The following is a 19,368-nucleotide window of genomic DNA, read 5'->3' on the forward strand; positions in this document are numbered from 1 at the left end:
TCAGGGCTCCGTAAAGCCCTTCTGGGCCAGGTAGTTGATGACGTCCTTCACCTGGTGCAGGTGCCACACCTCACGGGTGGGGATGGTGGTGTCAAAGTGTTCCTCAAAAGCGCTGATGATGTTCATCACATCAAAGGAATTGAGGGCCAGATCCTGAATGAAGTCGGTGTCGAAGGTGATGCCCTGTTTTCCCGTTACCTCGTAGATAATGTCCTGAATGAGCTGAAGCATAGGTGGTCACTCCCTGGATGGATTGCCGTGGCGTTTGATTTTCTTGGTGCCGGTCTTGCTGAATTCCTTTTCCCGGATGTTCACAAGCTGAATCTGCTGATAGGTGGGCAGGTCCTGGTTGATTTTATCGATGGCGCTTTGCAGTTGCTCCAGAATTTCGTAGGAGCTCATGCCGCGGGTGCGTTCGGGATCGGGATAAATGCTGGCGGTGAGCTTGACATCGTCGGCGGAGGCGCCGTTGGCGGTGCCGCTGACCAGAACCTCTTTGACCAGGGGGATGGGGGCAATCAGCTCCTCCAGCTTTTCCGGGGAAATTTTTTTGCCGTTTTTGAAGACGATGAGGTTCTTTTTCCGGCCGGTGAGGTAGAGGTAGCCGTCCTTGTCCAGATAGCCCAGATCGCCGGTGTTGAACCAGCCGTCCTGAAGGGCCAGAGCGGTCTGCTCCGGATCCTTGTAATAGCCCTGCATCACCGAGGGACCCTTGGCCCAGACCTCGCCGTCCCGGACCTCCACCCGGCAGTTGATGAGGGGCTGCCCCACCGAGCCCAGCCGGTTGCAGCAGTTGCGGTTGACGGAGATGAGGGGGGCACATTCGGTAATGCCGTAGCCCTGGAGCATCTGGACACCCAGCAGCTCAAACTCCCGGGCGATGTCGGGGCTGAGGTGGGCGCCGCCGCAGATCACAAGACGCAGAGAGCCCACCGCCTTCTCCTTCAGCTGTCCCAGCGCTTTGATTTTCACAGGCAGATGGAACCGGCGGCACAGAGTGGCCAGCTTCATGGCCTTGCGCAGGGCGTCGGCCTTGCCTGCCTTCTCCGCCGTCAGCCAAATCTGATTGTGGATGGCCTCCACCATTAAAGGAACGGTAAACATGGTGTCCGGTTGGGCCAGATGGAGGTCACGCATGACGGTTTTCAAATCGCCGTTGATGAACAACTGGCAGCCCTGGAGAAAGCTGTTGAGGACGGCGCAGTTCATGCCGTAGGCGTGGTAGAAGGGCAGGGGACAGAAGACGCTGCGGTGCAGCTGCACATGGGAGCTGGCGCCGTACATATTGCTCAGAATGGCCCTCTGGCTGAGCATGACCATTTTGGACTGACTGGTGGTGCCGGAGGTAAAGACAATCTGGACGGTCCGGTCGGGGGAGACTTCGGCGGGAGCGGGACCGTCCGACTCCAGCCGGTCCCCGCCCAACTGGATCAGGTCTTCCAGACTTTCAATTCGCTCCTCGCTGGCCAGTCCGCCCATGAGGATGATGTGATCCACCTTGCCCTGGTTGAGCAGAGGCAGGCAGATGGGCAGAAAGGTGGGGGAGAGGAACAGCGTGCGGGAATCCGAACGCATGACCATATCCCGGATGCTTTCGTCGGACTGCTCCGTGTCCACACATACGGTCACCGCGCCGCAGGAGGCGGCAGCGAGAAAGACGGTGATCCAGTCGGCGCTGTTTTCGCTGATGATAGCCAGATGGTCACCTTGGGTGCAGCCCCGGATACACAGCACCTGGCGCAGGGCGGCCACACGCTGGGTCAGCTGGCGGTAGGTGAGGCTGTGGGCCTCCTTCCGGCGGCTGAACCAGGTCAGGGCCGTTTGCGCGGAATAGCGTTCTGCGATGCCGGAGAGAAACTCAGGGAAGGTGTCATAGCTGGGAGCACTGTATGGAGCAAACTCATTGGGGTGCATCGCAATGTCTACCTCCTTGGATTATGTCAGGTTGGAGCCGACGGAGAAGGGAGCGCTGTCAGGAACGTCGTTCAGGGGGTGGTGCTCAAAATCCTCCTCCTGGATGACCTGGAGGAACACATCCACAACGTTGGGGTCGAATTGTGTGCCCCGGCCGTTGCGCAGCTCTTCCACAGCGAGGGAGAAGTTCAAGCTCTGGCGGTACTGCCGGTTGGATGTCATGGCATCAAAGGCGTCCGCCGCCGCGATAATCCGGGCCATTTCCGGGATATCCTCCCCCTGAAGTCCGTCGGGGTAGCCCTTGCCGTCATAACGCTCATGGTGGCTGAGAACGGCGGGGAGGATGGCGTGGAACTGGGTGATGTGGGAAAGGATGTCCGCGCCGTTGCGGGAGTGGGTCTTGATGACCTCATATTCCTCGTCGGTCAGGCGGGCATTTTTGCGCAGAATCTCATCGGGAATGGACAGCTTGCCCACGTCGTGGAACAGTCCGGCAATCCGGATCTGCTCGCAGTAGCGACGATCCCGGCCCATTTTGCGGGCGATGAGGACGGCGTAGCGGGAGACTCGGTCCGAGTGGCCCCGGGTGTAGATGTCCTTGGCGTCCACGATGCGCCGGATGGCGCTGATCATCTCCAGATAGCCGTCCTTCAGCTTGCTGTACGCCTGGTCCAGCTGGACATTTTTCTCCTGCACCAGGGTGTGAAGGTGGGCGTTGCACAGGGCGGAGGAGGCCTGGCGGGCCAGCACCTCCATCAGCTGAATCTGGTCATATTTGGGCGGGGCCTTCAAATCCAGAGACAAGAGGCCCACCGGCGTTCCGCTGTTGTCCAGCAGGGGGAGCAGGAGCCGGGTGTCCTCCGCCAGAGAGGACTTGCCCTCCAGACTGTGGAGCAGGGCCTTGGCCTGAGCCGGGACCAGGGCGGAGAAGTTTTCGCCCACGGCACGGGAAATAAAGCGGGGCTCCCGGGGCTCCTCCGACTCTCTGGAGCTGTTGATGTCCAGGGTGAGCATGACACTGGTGCAGGGAATCAGGGACATGACCGTGCGCAGAATGCCGTCGGCCATGTTGTCCACGGACTGGAGGTCGTAGATTTGGGGCAGTGAGTCCATAATGGTGGCCAGACCGTCCTTGTAGCTGCGGATGGTGCGCATCTGCCGGATGGACTTGGCGCAGGACTCCACCAGCAGTTCCAGCTGGTCAAAGCGGTCACTCTTCTCGTAGTAGCCCTGAATGTCCAGTGCACGGATGGTCTTGATGGGGGGAGCCATGCTCTTGTGACCGGTGAGGAGGATGATGAAGATATCCTGGTTGAACTGGCGCACCTGGGCCACCACCTGGTCGCCGCAGATGGGGGTCATGAGGAAGTCCAGCAGCAGAATGTCATAGTGACCGTTCCGGATTCGCTCGATGGCACGATTGGGGTCGTTTTCCACATCCACCCGGTAACCGGAACGTTGGAAATAGGCCTGGACGGTGGAGGTCATAATGGGATCATCGTCCAGTGTGAGAATGGAAAATGCTGCTTCATTGTTTTGTTGTCTGTTTTGTCTCACAGCCAGTCACCTCGTTCAAGTTGCGGGGGATCCGGAGCTGTCCGGGTCCCGGAGTCGGGTGGAGAGAGGAATGGTCAGACCAAAGATGGCGCCTCCATCCGGGTTATCCTCGCACCACATGGTGCCGTTGAATTTGCCGTGTACCACGGCGTTGGAAATGTAAAGGCCAAGGCCGCTGCCCTGAGTGCCCTTGCTGGTTACCATCTCGCGGAACAGCCGCTGGCGCACCGAATCGGAAATGCCGGGGCCGGTGTCCTTGACGTAAATTTTGGCCTCGTCGCCCTCCTGCTCCAGCCCCACGGTGATGCAGCCGCCGCCCACCTGACGCTGGGCGTAGATGGCGTTGGACACCAGATTGCCCAGGACCTGGACCAAGTTGTTGATGTCGCCGTGGAGGGTGATGTCCTGGGTGCCCTTGTACTCGGCCACCAGGGTGCAGCCGCCGCTGACCAGCTCGTGGCGCATGAGCAGGGTGGTGCGCTTGATGAGCTCTTCCAGCGTGAAGACTGACTCGTCAAAGGTGCTTACGCTGGTGGCCTGGCCCTTGATGGCGGAGATGATATCGGACATGTAGGCAGTGGACTCCTGGATTTTCTGCAGCCAATCCCGCATCTCGCCGTAAATCTCCCGGTAATCGTCCTGGGTGACGGCGGGGTCGTCCAGACTGCTGAGGCATTCGTCGATGAGGCCGTCGGTGGCAGCCACACAGCCGGAGACACTCATAATGGGGGTCTTCAGGTTGTGGGCCAGCCCGCCCATCATCTGGCCCAGGAAGGCGAAGCGCTCCTGCTCCATCATGCGGCTCTGGCTGTCCTGGAGCTGCTGCATACTGCGTTTCAGCTGGGTGATGTCCTTGAAGATAATCACGAAGCCCACAATTTTTTCGTTGAGAATCAGCGGGGACACGTCGGTGACGTAGTAATTTTTCTGAACTACGCCGGCCCGGGAGATGGTAGCCGCCTGCTCATAGGAGATGGTGGACTGGGATTCCCGGCAGGCATCCACTGCGGTAATCATGTTGTAGATGGCAGTCTTTTTGGAGACATCCTCTTCCTTGAGGCAGTTTTTCAGGTACCGGTTCTCCGTGATGCCGTAACGGGAGGCGAAGACAGAGGCGAAGGGGCGGTTGTAGCTGATCACCAGGCCCTTGTCACTGAGAATCAGGTAGCAGTCGGAGATCAGGTCCAGCACCTGCTGGGTAGCCACGGGAACAATGTCCAACAGATGGAGCTGATAGATGGCCAGGCCGTTGCAGGCCAGAGTGGGCAGATAGCCCATGGCAGTGGCGGCGATGGACAGGTTCAGGCTGGAGAAGGTGGCCAGAATGCTGACGGCCAGGGGGCAGATGCCGCCGATGGAGAACAAAACGGCCTGCTTCAGATAAAGATTACTCCGGTTCTGCATGGAAAAGCGAATCATCAGAGCCAGGCTGGTCATCAGACAGAGGTAGTAGTAGGCGCCGGCAACCATCACAAAGGGGCCAAACACCACTTCGCTTTTTACGATGGAAAAGGTGCGGTACTGCAGATGGTGCAGGGGGTTGGTGGCGCATACCAGACAGCAGATGACGGGGATGACGTATAAGTACCAGGTCCACCGGGGCAGCTTTTGCCAGCCCTCCACAAACACCATGGCGATACACAGGTAGATGACTGAGGTAAAGGGACCGATCTGGGTAATGCAGTCAAAGACAAACAGGATATCCAGCCGGTCGGGGGGAGTGAACTTCATCCCCAGCAGGGCCAGCAGCCAGATGCTGTACGTCCCGGTCAGGGCCAGATACAGCTTGTGCAGCAAATGAAGCCGCTGCCGCTTTTGAAAACTCCATAGGAAAAACAGGGCAATCAGAAGCAGAAGGATGATAAAAATAACGGTAGTGGTGTCGGAAATCAACGGGAAGCCCCCCTCTCACAGAAGCACTCCTCTGCGGGGAACCGGAAGGCGCGCAGCAACCGCTCCGGTCCGGGGACAGGGTCCCGGAAGCCTGCTTTTTCCAGCTGCTCCAAGGTCAGGCGGCTGTCCACTGTGATGGTGGTGGGAGCCTCCTGCAGGCGGTTCCACAGGTCCAGCAGCGGGGCCAGCAGGTCGCCCTTGGTGTCCACCGGGGCACGGGCGACGATGTCAGCGGCCTCCTGGTCGGAGACAATCCGCAGCTGGGGCACCACCGCCCGGCACACCGCCTCCAGCGTGGGCGGGTTGGGGCCCTGGAGGTGACAGGCGGTGAGGTGAGAATTGCGCAGGGCCACCGCCGCCCGGGCGCACCAGTCGATGGGGGTGAGCTCCAGGGGCAGCTGAGCCATGGAGGCAGGGAGAATACCCAACGCGTGGACACCCCGCAGGGTGAGCCAGAAGGCGTTGGTGGAGGCATTTTTCTGGAAGGTGCCGTCGCTGGCCCGGCCGACCAACCGTCCAAGCCGGAAGACCCGGGCGGTGAGGCCGTCCCGGACCGCCTCGAAGACGGCATCCTCCGCCAGGAACTTGCTGCGCACATAGAGGTTGCGCCGCCAGTCCTGGCCGATGTCAAAGTCGTGCTCGGTAAACACGGCCCGCTCCTCCCGGCCGGCCAGCCGGTCGCCGGAGACGCTGGTGGTGGACATGTGATAGAGAGGGGCATTGGCCGCCCGGCAGAGCTTGATGACCTCACGGGTGCCCTCCAGATTGGTCTGGAGCAGCCGCTCGCTGTCGGCGGCGTAGTGGCGCACGTCGGCGGCGCAGTGCCACACGGCGTCAATCCGGCCGGACAATGCCTGATAGTCCAGGGGAGACAGGCCGAGGCCGGGCCGGGCCACATCGCCCTTCAGGACCTCCACCTGCTCCATCAGGGAGGCGGCGCAGCCGCCGCCAAAGTACCAGGACAGGGTGTCCTCCAGCCGCCGGGCGTCTCCGTCGCGGAGCAGACACAGCACCTTGTCCGTGCCCTCCTCAAGCAGGGCCTGGAGAATATGCACCCCAAGGAATCCGGTGGCCCCGGTGAGCAGCACGGTCTTCATGCCCCGCCGTCCGCTGCGGGCGGGGAGAGCGGGCACCTGGCGGGGGTAGGACTTCTCCTGCCGGACGGGTTGGGAGAGAATGGTACGGGCGGTAGGCAGGGCCTCCGCCGGGGGCTGCTCCGCGGCCTGGGGACACAGCAGCCGGGCCTGTCCCTCCGCAGTGGGATGGTCGTAGAACTGGGCCAGGGACAGGGTGAGACGGTGGTTATTGTAGTGGCTCAGAACACTGAGGGCGGCCAGAGAGGTGCCGCCCTGTTCAAAGAAGGAGCGGTCGGACGCCACATCCTGACGGCGGAGCACCCGCTGCCACAGGGCCAGAATCCAATCCACGCTGCCGGGAGCGGGCCCTGCCTCCCCAGACGGTGCTTCCGCGCGGGAGGGCTCAGCGGCGGGCTGGGCCATGACCGGCGGTGCGGCCTGGGGTGCAGGCTCCGCAAGGGGTTCCTGGGGAGCAGTTTCCGTGAAAACAGGGGCCTGAGGTACCTCCTCCACAGGGGAAGAGGTGGCTTCCGCTGGGACCTCCTCCACAATGGGGGCAGGTTCCGGCTCGGTGGTTGCTTTGACAGACACAGCCTGGACAGGCGGTTCCACCTGGGCGGCGGGAGCCTCGCTGGCCCCGAAGGTGTCGGGGGCCACGCCGCCCTCCGCCTGGGCGCGGGCTTTCAGCTCCCGCAGGCAGATTTTTCCCGTAGGGGTGCAGGGCATGGCGTCCAGCGCCTCCAGGTGGGAGGGCACCATGTAGGCGGGCAGCACCTCCATCAGGCGCTGGCGGATGGCGTGCTCCTCCAAGGGCTCGGGGGCGGGAATGTAGTAGGTAAACAGCTCCATGGAGCCGTCCTCCCGGCGCACGGGTACGGTGGCGGCCTGGAGGGCGCAGCCCTGGGTGACCAGGGCGCCGTTGATTTCGTCCAGCTCCACCCGCTGGCCGTTGAGCTTCACCTGGGCGTCCCGGCGGCCCAGGAAGTCGTAGGAGCCGTCCAGACGCAGCCGGGCCACGTCTCCGGTGCGGTACATCCGCTCGCCGGGGAAGAAGGGGTCGGGGAGGAAAGCGTTCTCGGTGAGATCGGGCCGGGAGATGTAGCCCCCACCCACACACTCGCCGGCCAGGTACAGATCGCCCACGGCGGTGGGCAGCACCGGGCGGTGGGCCTCGTCCAGAATGTAGACCCGGTTATTCTGCATGGGCCAGCCCACGTTGATGTGGCCGCGGTAGTCGGCCTGGCGGGTGGTGTTGTAGACGGTACACTCGGTGGGGCCGTACATGTTGATCTGAATGGCCTCCTGGGAGGCGGTCTGGGCCTTGCGCAGCAGCACCTCGGTGAGCACCTCGCCCCCGTAGATCATCATGTCCAGGTTGGGTGCGGCCTGACAGAAGGCCTCGTTGGACAGCCACATCTGCACCCGGGAGGGGGTAGACTGGGTGATGCGCACGCCGTCCCGCTCAATGAGCTCGGCCAGCTTCCAGGGGAGCATCATCTCCTCCTCGTCGGCCATGACGATGGTCTTACCCATGGACAGAGGGATGACCACCTCGCCGTTGAACATGTCAAAGACCACGTTGGTGGTGCAGAGAATGGGGCCGTCGGAGCGCTTGAGAATATCCCGGAAGCCAACGGCCATATTGGCCAGGGAGCGCCAGGCCAGCATGACCCCCTTGGGCCGTCCGGTGGAGCCGGAGGTAAAGAGCACCTCGGCCAGGTCGGTCTCCTTCAGGGGGACGGCCTGGAACTCGTCCTCCGCCTCCTCCCAGGTGGGCACCAGGGTGCAGGGCAGGCCGTCGGGCAGCTGCTCCGCCGTGCGGCGGTCGCAGAGCACGTGGGTCATGCCCGCAATTTCCACCATGTACTCCAGCCGCGCCTTGGGGTAGTGGGCCAGCAGGGGGGAGTAGGCTGCACCAATCTTCCAGATGGCCAGCACGGCGGCCACCAGGTCCACATTCCGGCTCAGGGCGATGCCCACCCGGGTGCCGGCAGCGGCTCCCGCCCTGGTGAGCAGATTGGCCAGCTGGCAGGCCCGCCGGTCCAGCTGCTGCCGGGTGGTGGTCTCCCCGTGGAAGATTACCGCCGGGGCGTCGGGGTCCAGGGCCAGATGCCGGGCAAACTGGACGGGAATGGGGAGGTTCAGGAAGGGCGCCACGGTATTCTGGGGAATGTCCAGCAGCTCCGCCCGGTCCCGGGGAGACAGGGCGTTCAAGTCGGCCAGGGGCGCTTCGCCCCCCAGCCGCACCATGCTGGCGGCCAGGGCCTCCAGACAGCGGGTGTAGTAGCGGACGGTCTCGTCCAGGAAAAGCTGCGTGGCGTACTCCACCTGGAAGGCGTAGCAGTCCTCCTCCCGGCAGAGTTCCACCCACAGATCCATCCGGGCGGTGCCGGTGTGCAGGGGCAGGTACTCCAGGGGAGCGCCGTCCAGGGTGAAGGAGGCGGCGTCCACGGGGCGCTGGGAGAAGATGACCTGGAACAGGGGGCTCTGGGAGAGGGTGCGCTTGAGCCCCAGGGCGGAGACAATCTCCTCCAGCCCAACGCTCTGGTGATCCAGCATCCCATTGACCTCCTCCCGCACCGCCTGGAGGTAGGCGCTGAGAGTGAGGTTCTCCTCCGGACGCAGGCGCAGAGGCAGGGTGTTGATAAAGGGGCCGCACATGCTGCGGGTTTCGGGGAGCAGACGGCCCGCGGCGGCGGCGCCCACCGCCAGGTCCTCCTTCCCCGACAGGCGGGAGAGGAGCAGGCCGAAGGCGCCCAGGAAGAACATGTAGGGGGAGACGCCCTGGGCGGCGCAGAAGGTGTCGCAGGCGTCGGACAGGGTCCGGCTCAGGGTGAGGCGGCAGGTGTTCCCACGGAAGTCGGCGGTGCGGGAGCGGGGGAAGTCCCCGGGCAGCTCCAGCGGCTCGGGCAGGGGAGCGAGCCGGCGGGTCCAGTACTCCAGCTGGTCCCCACCCTGGGCCTGGGCCAGGTGCCAGGCGTAGTCCAGGTAGGTGAGGTTCTGGGCGGGCAGATTCTGCCCCCGATAGCACTGGTCCAGGCGGGCGAGCAGCACCGGGGTGGTGAGACCGTCTCCGATGATGTGGTGGATGTTCAGAAGCAGCACCCAGGAGCCCTCCTCCTCCTGCCACAGGCCCGCCCGCATCAGGGGCGGCCGGGACAGGTCAAAGGGAGCCAGCAGGGGCTGGGCGGCCTCGTCCAGGGAGGCACCGGAGCAGGGCGTGAGGGCAAAGTCCACCTGATCCTGTACTCGGGCAAAGATGCCGTCCTCCTCCGGGGCGAAGGCAGTGCGCAGCAGAGGCTCCTGGGCGATAACGGCCCGGAAGGCCGCCTCCAGCCGGGAACGGTCGGGGGCCGCAGACAGGCGGAAGGCACCGGCCATGTGGTAGGTGCGGCCGGTGGGGTCCAGGTGGGACTGGACATAGATGCCCTGCTGAATGGGCGTAAGAGGCCAGCGCTCCTGGGGAGGAGCGGGACGCAGATGCTGGACGGGGCGGAGGGTCTCCGCTCCATCCTGCCCCAGCAGCCCGGCCAGACGCCGGGGGGTGCGGCAGGCGTAGAGGTCGGCAATGCGCAGGGAGCGCCCGGTGGCCTGGGCCAGCTCGCTGAGGGCCTCCATGGCGTTGAGGGAGTTGCCCCCGAAGAGGAAGTAGTCGCTGTCCACCCCCAAGTCGGGGCGGCCTAGCACCCGGCGCAGGATGGACAGCACCTGCTCCTGGGCGGGGGTCTCCGGCAGAGAGCCGGAGGGAGCCGCCAGGTCGGGGACAGGGAGCAGCGCTTCGTTCACCTTGCCGCTGGGGGACAGGGGCAGCTCCTCCAGGGGGAGAATGGCGGAGGGAATCATGTAGTGGGGGAGGTAGGAGGCGCACAGGGCCAGCAGCTCCCCCTCGGTCACGGGGCCGTCGGCGGTGTAGAAGGCCACCAGCACATCCTGGCCCCCGTGCTGCTGCACCGCGGCCACCGCCTGGCGCACCATGGGGTGGCGGGTGAGACAGGCGGAGACCTCCTGGGGCTCAATGCGCAGCCCGCGCAGCTTCACCTGCCGGTCGGAGCGGCCGGCCAGCACAATTTCTCCCTCGGGGGTCCAGCAGGCAATGTCGCCGGTGTCATAGAGCCGGTCGCCCAGCTCAAAGGGATTTTGGGAAAAGCGCTCCTCGGTCAGCTCGGGAGCATTGCGGTAGCCCAGGCCCACGCATACGCCGCCCACGTACAGACGGCCGTACACGCCGATGGGCAGGGGATTGCCCCAGTTGTCCAGTACGTACAGCTTGCAGTTGGCCATGGGAGCGCCGGCGGTGATGGTGTCCGAGCCGTTGAGCAGCTTGACACTCACCGCCACCGTGGCCTCCGAGGGGCCGTATTGGTTGTAAATCCGGGCCTGGGTGTCCAGCTGCAGCCGCTGGAGCAGGTCGCTGGGGAAGGCTTCCCCGCCGCAGACGATGCTCTCCAGCCGGGCCAGGGCCTTTTGAAAGTCCGGGTCCTTCCGGAAGGCAGACAGGCGGGAGGGGGTGAGAGACAGAAAGCCCACGCCGTAGCCGGTGATGAGACCGGCCAGACGCCGGGGGGACTCCAGCTCCTCGTCGGAGGGCAGCACAATGGTCCGCCCATCCAGCAGGGCGGCGGCGCTCTCAAGAAGAAAGGCGTCAAAGCCTACGCTGCATACCGACAGCACGGCCCCCTCGCTGTAAATGGGTTCCATAGCCAGGGCCAGGTTGAGCAGGGAGCGCCGGCCCACCTCCACCCCCTTGGGGGTGCCGGTGGAACCGGAGGTATATACCACGTAGGCCAGCTCATTGGCCTGGGTCTCCACGGGGGGACAGTCGGTGGGACCGGGCAGGTCCTCCGCGTCCACCAGGGGCAGCAGGTCTCCGTAGGGGGCGGCCAGCGGCCGGGTAGAGATGAGGGCGGCGGCGCCGCTCTGGGTGAGGATCTCACGAATCCGGTGCTCCGGCAGAGTGGCGGGGAGCAGCAGGAAGGCCCCGCCGCTGCGGAGAATACCCATCATGGCGGCAAACAGGGGGACATCCCGGGGAAGAAGAACGGCGGCCAAAGTGCCGGGCGTGACACCCAGCCGCAGGAGGGCGGCGTGCACCCGGGCAGCCTGCTCCTCCAGCTGACGGTAGGTGATCCGCTGACCACGGCAGATGAGGGCGGCACGGCCGGAGTTGGTGCGCACCCAGCGCTCAAAGCGGCGGTAGAGGTCGGGCTCGTAGATGGGACGGGCGGAGCGGTTGAAGGTATAGACCACCCGCTCCCGCTCCCCGGGGCCCAGCACCGCCAGCTGGCAGATGGGCCGGTCAGGGGCGGCCAGGGCCTCCCGCAGGATGTTCACCAGGCAGGTGTGAAGGGTTTCGATCTCCCGGGGAGAAAAGAGCTGGGCCAGATAGTCGTAGTCCACCGAATAGCGGCGGTTGTCCTCCAGATTGCTCAGGTGGATGCACAGCTGCTCCAGCTGATAGCCGCTGTAGTGCCAGCGGCCGGTGAAGCGGACAAAGGCGTCGGGGCTCTCCAGCAGCTGGGTGTTCTGGTAGGAGAAGGCGATGTGAAACAGCCGCTCCTGATCGCCCGCCAGCTGCATAATCTTATCAAAGGGATAGCGCTGATGGCGCAGCATATTGAACCAGTTCTCGTTGAGCTGGTCGTTGAATTCGTTCAGCGTCCAGTCCCCGGAGATCTGGCTGTAAAAGGGCAGGGTGCTGACAAACATGCCGCTGGTCTGCTTGGCGGCAAAGTTCATGCGGTTAAAAATGGGAACGCCGATGGTAAAGCGGTCGGCTCCGCCGATGCGCTTGAAGTAGATGGCCAGCGCCATGTAGAAGACAGAAAAGGGAGCCACCCGGCGGCTCATGCAGAAGGAATAGATGTCGTTGTTCAGGTCCTGGGGCAGCTGAAAGGAGAGCCGATGGCCCACCGGACTGACGGCGGCTCCCCGCACGGACTTGAGCATGGTGGCCTCGCCGGACTGCTCCAGCACTTTCTTCCAGTAAGCCTCGTCCCGATTGAAGGCAGGGGAGGCGAGGTAGCGCTTTTCTTCCTCAATGTGGTTCTCATAGCTGGGGATGGGGTCCAGATGGGGCTCCCGCCCGGCCAGCAGGTGCAGATAGACCTGTCCGATGCGGTTGCATACCAGGGCCTGGGTCCAGCCGTCGGAGATGAGGTGGTGCAGCTTTACCACCAGTCCGCCGGTATTCTCCCCGGTGCGCAGCAGCACAAAGCGGTACAGGGGAGCGTCCAGCAGCGGCATGACCTCACGGGTAAAGGCCTCCTCCCAGCGGTGAATACCCTCCTGACTGGTCTGGGAAAAGTCATAGATGGGTACCTGTTCCCGCTGAAAGGGGGCCTGATACTGCATGGGAGTCTGATCCTGAAGAATAAAACGAGTGCGCAGCGAGCCGTCGGCGGCCAGAACAAAGTCCACGCTGCGCTGAAGGGCGGGAAAATCCACCCGTCCCTGAATATGAAGGGTGGTGCAGATGTTATTGATGGAGGTACCAGGGCAGGCCCGCTCCACATCCCAGATATTGTTCTGGCTCAGGGAGAGGGGAAACAGATTGTGAGATTCGGTTACATAACCCAAGTAGACAACCACCCTTCCAAAAACGGTGCAACCACACCACCTCTATTTATACCGTTTTCCAGGAAAAAAAGCAAGGGAGAACAGGGCCAAAATGAAAGTTTTTTGTCGAACCGTAACAGATTTTATCAGGTAAATTTATCCAACCATGGAAAGCCAAGTCGGGCAATAAAAAACCCGTCCACACAGGTGTGGACGGGCATGGTTGGAGAGGGATGGAAGACTTGGATGGCTTGGGGGATGTCAGCGCTCAGTCTGGCTGGAAGACATCTTCTGGCCCTTCTGATTCTTCTGGCTCCGCTGCTGATTCTTGGAAGCCTGAGGGTCAGAAGGATTCTGGCTGCTGGGGGTGTTTTGCCGATTGGAACTCATGCTGCAGACCTCCTTTCCTTGAGGGTATTGGTAGCATACCCCCAAACCGGAGAACTATACATGAAATGGAAAACAAAAACAGGTTCTTCTCAGGCAGATTTCCTTTGGTTGGGAAACGCAAAGAAGCGCTGGCCAAAATAATTGAGACAGGTAAAAAGCCCGTTGCCGGCCAGCAGGGACAGCTCACCCTGCCAGCGAACCAGAAACGGCCATCCCAGCAGCGGAACAATCCAGTTGGTCAGGGGCTGGGCGATGCCGTAGGCGATGAGGTAGCACACGGCGATGTTGATGGAAAAGCGCAGGGCGTCCACCCAAACGTTGCCCTGGCTGTGGAAGCTGTACCGCCGGTTGAGGCAGAAGCTGGAGATGCTGGCCAAGAAAAAGGCCAGCGCGCTGGAGGGCCAGTAGCCCCAGTGGAGGTGGGAGTAAAAGAGAAACTGCAGTGCCAGGCTGATGGCCGTGTTGCCCAGCCCGATGAGCAGAAAGGAGTACAGGCTGGGGTCCCGAACCAGCTGTTTCAAAAATGGCACAATTTTTTTCATGATTTTTCTTCCGTAGCCCGGAACAGATTGAGCCACAGCTCAAAGTTCTGCCGGTCCTTTTTGATGACAGTGTCCAGAATAAGCCCACAGCAGAAGGTGAGCAGTCCCCCCAGGAACAGGAAGCACGCCACAATGAGAGTGGGGAACCGGGGGACCAGGCCGGTCTCCAGATAGTCCCAAAAGACGGGAACAAAAAGAATGAGAGCCACGGCGGCCAGCAGCAGGGCCACGGTGGAGAAAAACACCAGGGGCTTATAGTCCTTCACCAGACGGAAGATAGTGGCCAATACCTTGGCCCCGTCGGAGTAGGTGTTCAGCTTGGACTCGCTCCCCGCGGGGCGGTCCCGGTAGTCCACGGGGATGTTGACCAGACGGAAGTTTTTGTCCAGGGCGTGGATGGACATCTCCGTCTCGATCTCAAAGCCTTTGGACAGCACCGGGTAGGTCTTCACAAACAGGCGACTGAAGGCACGGTAGCCGGTCATGATGTCCTGGATGTTTCCTTTGAAGAAGTAGTTGACCAGCTTGCGCACCAGCACGTTGCCCACATTGTGGAAGGGGCGCTTGTTCTCGGTAAAGTAGGTGGAGGACAGCCGGTCGCCGATGACCATGTCGGCCCCATCCTCCAACACGGCGCGGACCATCTGGGGAGCGTATTGGGCGGGGTAGGTGTCATCCCCGTCGGCCATGAGGTAGCACTGTGCTTCAATGTCCCGGAACATGGTGCGCATGACGTTGCCCTTGCCCTGGCGGCGCTCGTAGCGCACCACGGCCCCCGCCGCCCGGGCAATCTCATCAGTGTGGTCGGTGGAGTTGTTGTCGTAGACGTAGATGACCGCCTCGGGAAGGGCGGCGCGGAAATCCCGCACCACCTTTTCAATAGTGGCAGCCTCGTTGTAGCAGGGAATGAGTACGGCAATTTTATCCATGGGAGAGCGTACCTCCTTTGTCATGGTTCCCCAGCGCAGAGAACGTGTAGGCCAGCAGCAGGGGAGTGGCGGCCATAATGGGCAGCATGTAGCGCACCAGGGCGTTGACCGGGGAGACGCAGCAGATGCCCAGAGCCAGCCACAGGGGGAGACAGGCGATGAGAGCGACTCCCTTTCGCCGGCGCAGCAGGGCCACGGAGGCCAGCACCAGCAGCCAGGAGAAGGTGCCCGGGGCGTTGAGCAGCCCAAGTCCCGGAGCCTGGCTCCAGAGCCGGCTGAAGGCGTCGGCCAGCTGAGGGGCGTTGGGGCGGGCGAATTCCACCTCCAGCCCATGGCTGGATTCCTGCATGAAGAAGTAGTTGCCGCCGAAGGGCCCGTAGCGGTATCCGGGAAGAAAATAGCCGAACATGCTGTTGAGGGTGGCCTCCAGATAGATATCCGGGCGGCGCAGTCCCTGGCGCAGCCAAAGTCCCAGGTACTCCTTCAGCGCTTCGCTGTCCCCGTGGTAGGTGTTTTTCACCGGGTCGGACACCCGGGGGTCGTAGGAAGTGACCAGGGTTTCGTAGTCCAGAACGCTGTCAATGACGGCAATTTCCTCCTCCGTCAGGGTGTCACCGCAGACCTGAACGTAGCGGGCCGTCTGCTGGAAGGGGAGGCTCAGCACCTCCCGCACCGAGCCGGGAGCCACGCCCCAGGCGGGGAGCAAAACCTGGTTGAAGCACAGATAGACGATCATGATTCCTGCACCGATTCCGGCGGCGCCCAGGCGGGCGGAGAGGGTACGGGCGGCGGGAATCAGCAGAAACAGAGTGGGCACCACAATGTAGAGTCCGTTGTTGCGCAGCAGGGCACACAACAGCCCCGTGAGCAGCAGGCCTGCCCACAGCAGCGGCCCAGCCTTTCCCCGGACCTTTAAAAAGAGAACCACACACAGGAAGAAGGCGGCGAACACACCGAAAAACAGGGTGTCCTTTACGAACATCTGGGCGTAGCCTCCGAAGTTGGGCACCAGGGCGAAGAAGGCCAGAGACAGCCAGGCGGGCACCCGGCCAGCCAAGACCCGCACCTGCCAGCACACCCCGGCCAGGGCGGCGGCGCACACCAGGCTCTGGAAAAGTATATAGAGGAAGACACCCAGAGACAGGTTGTCCCCACCCAGGCTTACAATCCAGCCCATAAGCAGAGTGGACAGCCAGGGGTGGTGGTTGGTGGCCTCAGTCAGTCCGAAGTACTGCTCCATCTGGTACATGCCGTCATAGGTGACACTGCCGGGGTAACACAGCAGCAGATAGGGCAGCCAGAACAGCAGAATAAGGCCGAAGCACAGGAAAAAGAAACGCAGCTGTCCGTTTCGGGTGAGGGGAGCGGACGGGGCAGTCTTGGCACGCCGGTCCAGCCAGTGGAAGAGAGCGGACAGCAGGGGGAGGAAGAACAGGGCGTATCCCACAGTCCGGACAAAGGACATCGCAATGCGCAGGGGGCTTCCCAACACAGGAGCCCAGCTGTCCGTGGCCTCAAAGCTCTGACCGAAGAGCAGGCACAGGGCAAAGAACAGGGACACCAGAGCGGCGCTGGGCAGGAAGGGGCGGGTCAGAGGGAGCAGGCGCTGATAGTAAAAGATCAGGGCCAGGACCAGCACCAGATAGACCGCGCCGCTGCCCTGTACCAGCTGTCCCACGCGATCCGCAAAGGCGAGGGAATCGTAGCTGCCTGGCATGGTGATCTGCACGGACAAGGCAAAGCTGGTGAGCAGGGCGTACAGGACCACCCGACCCCAGAGAAGAGGAGGAGTATCAAGTTTGCCCTTCAATTCAATCGCCTCCTAAGCGCTGCCCCGACTGGGCCCATTTCTCGTAGGATATAAAGGTAAAGCCCACATCCCAGGGGGTCTCGCGATAGATTTGATAGGAGAGGTCGCCCTTCCACTCCTGTTCATTCCGGGCAAACCCGGCGAAGGGGAGCAGAGGGAGGGTAATCTGTTCCGCTCCGGCGGCCACCTGCTCCCGGGCGTAGGCCATGCGCTGATAATAGACGCGGCAGTTGACGCCATACACAACGATCAGGGCGCAGCAGGCCAGCAGGGCCAGGGCACGGGGCCAGCGGAGAAGCTTCAGTCCGGCATCCCGGGCGCTGTCGTAGAGCACCAGGCACACAAGGCACAGGACCACAAAGCCAGGCAGAAAGTTGCGGTTGCCCCCGATGGAGACCACCAGCAGGGGGGCGCTGAACAGACAGAGAGCCAGAATGAGCCGCAGAATGGTCTGCTTTGCCTGCCTGCCGCGCCACAGGAGAACCATGAAAAGCCACAGGGCGGCCAGAGCCATTCCGACCAGAGCCAGGCGGAGAGAGGGATCAGGCAGCAGCAGGTTGCCCGGGTCGGCCAGGTCCTTGCACCACTCCGCCAGACACACCAGGTGGATGGGCACCGCCGCCAGGGCACACAGCTTCCACCAGCGGCAGCCCTGGCGGCGCAGATGCCACAGAAGAAAGCCGGTGATGATGAGGGCGGGGATGGCGGGACGCACCACGGTGCCGATGAAGATGGAGAGAAAGTTTTCGTACATCAGTCCCAGCCCGGCCTGACGAAGGCCGTCGGAGCCCACCGCTCCGTAGCCCGGGGCGGTAAACATGACCGCTGCGCCCGCAACGGCGCCCAGCCAGAGCCACAGGAAGGGGGCAGGCAGGCGGCGCAGCTTCCACAGCTGCTCCAGCAGAGCCAAGGAGGCGGCGGCCAGGAGAAAGAGCGTTACCGTCTCCATGAAAAGACAGCAGACAAAGCTTACCAGCAGCAAAAGAGCGTACCACCCTCCGGGGCGTTCCGACTTCTCAGCCCGGCGCAGCAGGATGGGCAGACAACACAACCCTGCCATGGGGGTGAGGTAGTTGACATAGGCGGCTCCCCAGCTGTATACCTCCTGCCAGATCCCGCGGTGGGCCAGCAGAAGCATGGACAGCAGGAAAAAGAAGGCTTCCCGCTTCCGTTCCGGGCGGGCCAGAGTACACGCACCGCCCCAGGACAGCAGGAATAACCCCCCGGCGAAGTAGACTATCCGCAGGGGGAACAGGGGAGACTCGAAGCATTTGGCCAGACACACGCCAATAAGATTGCCCAGGTAGCGCCCGTTCTGGGGGACACTGACAATTTTGGCGTGGGTGGTGTCGGGCTGGGTGAGGAGAAAGTCCAGAAGGCTGTCATACTTCCAGTAAAAGAAGTAGCAGTCGTCCGACTCCAGAATGAACAGAGCAGCCAGTACCAGCACTGCCAGCAGCAGGGCCGCATTCCAGGGAGAGATTCGTCTTTTGTTCAGTGGCATTGGGTCACCTTCTGAAACGGGAATGGACAAGCGAAAAAGAGCGTTTTTCGAATGGAAATCAGGAAAAACGCTCTGTCTCATCGCCTTATTCTACTATACGCCCTGAAAAAAGGCAAGAGGGGCACGAGAAAGGACCGGCAGACGCACAGACTGCCGGTCCGACTCAGAAGGAATGAAAATAAAGAGAATTTAAGGTAATAGTCAAAAAACACCGGCCTGAAACCATGGCCGGCGTCTTTTGATTATAGACACAACGGGAGAAAAGAAAAATGGTATGGACAAAGGTCAGCAGGTGGGCCGGGAGACAGAAACGGGCCGGGCTGCATACATAGTCTCCGCTTCACCATGGTCATCCACGTTGGGAATCGTGAGGCGGCGGATAATATTTTGCCGGGTGACAATGCCCACAAAAGCGCCTCGGTCATCCACCACAGGGATAAAGCTCTGCTGCATGGAGCGCTCCAGAAGCTGGGAGAGCGTTACATCAATTCGAACGGCAGGATTAAAATTTGGGCGCAGTACCTGGGACAGGGGAAGCTTTTCCTGCGTCCGCAGACTGTTATCCTTTGCGTCCAGAATGTGCCACAAAAAGTCTCCTTCGCTGACTGTGCCCACATACTGTCCGTCACGGGCAAGAACGGGAATAGCTGTGTAGCCATGGGCCCGCAGTTTTTCCAGACCCTGACGGATGGTGAAATCCTCATATAGGTAGGCAACCTGGGCCTTTGGGGTGAGCAGAGAGATGACATTCACGGGCGATATCTCCTTTCTCCGAGTGTGTTATGGAGAAAAATGTAGGCATTTCTTAACTATTATGAAGATACCACAGATGGGAGGAAGGATCTATAAATAATTTGTAAAGAAAATAATTGATTGGCAGAAATAGAAAATTTCCGCCTGCCTCTCAAAAATGCACATGAAATGAGTGTATGGGGGGATGGAAAGCACAGTAACAGCAACGCCCATGCAGAGAAATAACACGTTAATATCACGCTTTGCCTGTGGAGTTAGAAAAGAAAAAAGAATTTTAGGTTGCATAAAAATCCACCATTTGTTATAATGACGTGGTTGCGGAAATTCGTCCAAAGGAAGGGAATCCTGGTCCGAAAGACTGAGAAATGTCTGCTTATACCGATAACGCCTTTGTACGGAGCATGCAAAAAAATGAATGTTTCGACAGCATGTGAAGCCGTCTTTG

At 61.7% G+C, this 19,368-nt stretch carries 11 protein-coding genes; all 11 read right to left on the reverse strand.

The annotated features are described in order from the left end of the window. The gene (locus AC3YUO_RS09415) at positions 1–231 is read right to left on the reverse strand and encodes an acyl carrier protein (RefSeq protein ID WP_489962780.1); all 231 of its coding nucleotides are present in this window, start codon (positions 229–231) and stop codon (positions 1–3) included. A 6-nt stretch (positions 232–237) separates the two neighbouring features. Next, on the reverse strand, positions 238–1,914 hold the full coding sequence (locus AC3YUO_RS09420; RefSeq protein WP_489962781.1) for an AMP-dependent synthetase/ligase: 1,677 nt from the start codon (positions 1,912–1,914) through the stop codon (positions 238–240). Between the two features lie 21 nt (positions 1,915–1,935). Then, positions 1,936–3,471, reverse strand: coding sequence for an HD domain-containing phosphohydrolase (locus AC3YUO_RS09425; RefSeq protein WP_489962782.1), 1,536 nt, complete (start codon positions 3,469–3,471; stop codon positions 1,936–1,938). 15 nt (positions 3,472–3,486) lie between these two features. After that, positions 3,487–5,364 carry a histidine kinase N-terminal 7TM domain-containing protein gene (locus tag AC3YUO_RS09430; RefSeq protein ID WP_489962783.1) on the reverse strand — a complete coding sequence of 626 codons (1,878 nt, stop codon included), beginning with the start codon at positions 5,362–5,364 and terminating at the stop codon, positions 3,487–3,489. Then, a complete protein-coding gene (locus tag AC3YUO_RS09435; protein WP_489962784.1) occupies positions 5,361–13,016 on the reverse strand; it encodes an amino acid adenylation domain-containing protein in 7,656 nt (2,551 codons plus the stop codon). Before AC3YUO_RS09435 ends, AC3YUO_RS09430 begins: the two co-directional genes overlap by 4 nt. 240 nt (positions 13,017–13,256) lie before the next feature. Beyond that, entirely contained in the window at positions 13,257–13,385 is a 129-nt protein-coding gene (locus AC3YUO_RS09440) for a hypothetical protein (protein ID WP_489962785.1), read from the reverse strand. Between the two features lie 89 nt (positions 13,386–13,474). Next, positions 13,475–13,906, reverse strand: coding sequence for a GtrA family protein (locus AC3YUO_RS09445; protein ID WP_489962786.1), 432 nt, complete (start codon positions 13,904–13,906; stop codon positions 13,475–13,477). Positions 13,907–13,923: 17 nt separating this feature from the next. Then, the gene (locus tag AC3YUO_RS09450; RefSeq protein WP_489962787.1) at positions 13,924–14,856 is read right to left on the reverse strand and encodes a glycosyltransferase family 2 protein; all 933 of its coding nucleotides are present in this window, start codon (positions 14,854–14,856) and stop codon (positions 13,924–13,926) included. After that, the gene (locus tag AC3YUO_RS09455) at positions 14,849–16,666 is read right to left on the reverse strand and encodes a DUF6020 family protein (protein ID WP_489962788.1); all 1,818 of its coding nucleotides are present in this window, start codon (positions 16,664–16,666) and stop codon (positions 14,849–14,851) included. The genes AC3YUO_RS09450 and AC3YUO_RS09455 overlap by 8 nt, the downstream gene beginning before the upstream one ends. A 1-nt stretch (position 16,667) precedes the next feature. Then, a complete protein-coding gene (locus tag AC3YUO_RS09460; RefSeq protein ID WP_489962789.1) occupies positions 16,668–18,170 on the reverse strand; it encodes a hypothetical protein in 1,503 nt (500 codons plus the stop codon). 285 nt (positions 18,171–18,455) lie between these two features. Continuing rightward, positions 18,456–18,923, reverse strand: coding sequence for a CBS domain-containing protein (locus AC3YUO_RS09465; protein WP_489962790.1), 468 nt, complete (start codon positions 18,921–18,923; stop codon positions 18,456–18,458). Positions 18,924–19,368 lie beyond the last annotated feature (445 nt).

The sequence above is a fragment of the Pseudoflavonifractor sp. HNCC25GI2 genome (assembly GCF_058136395.1).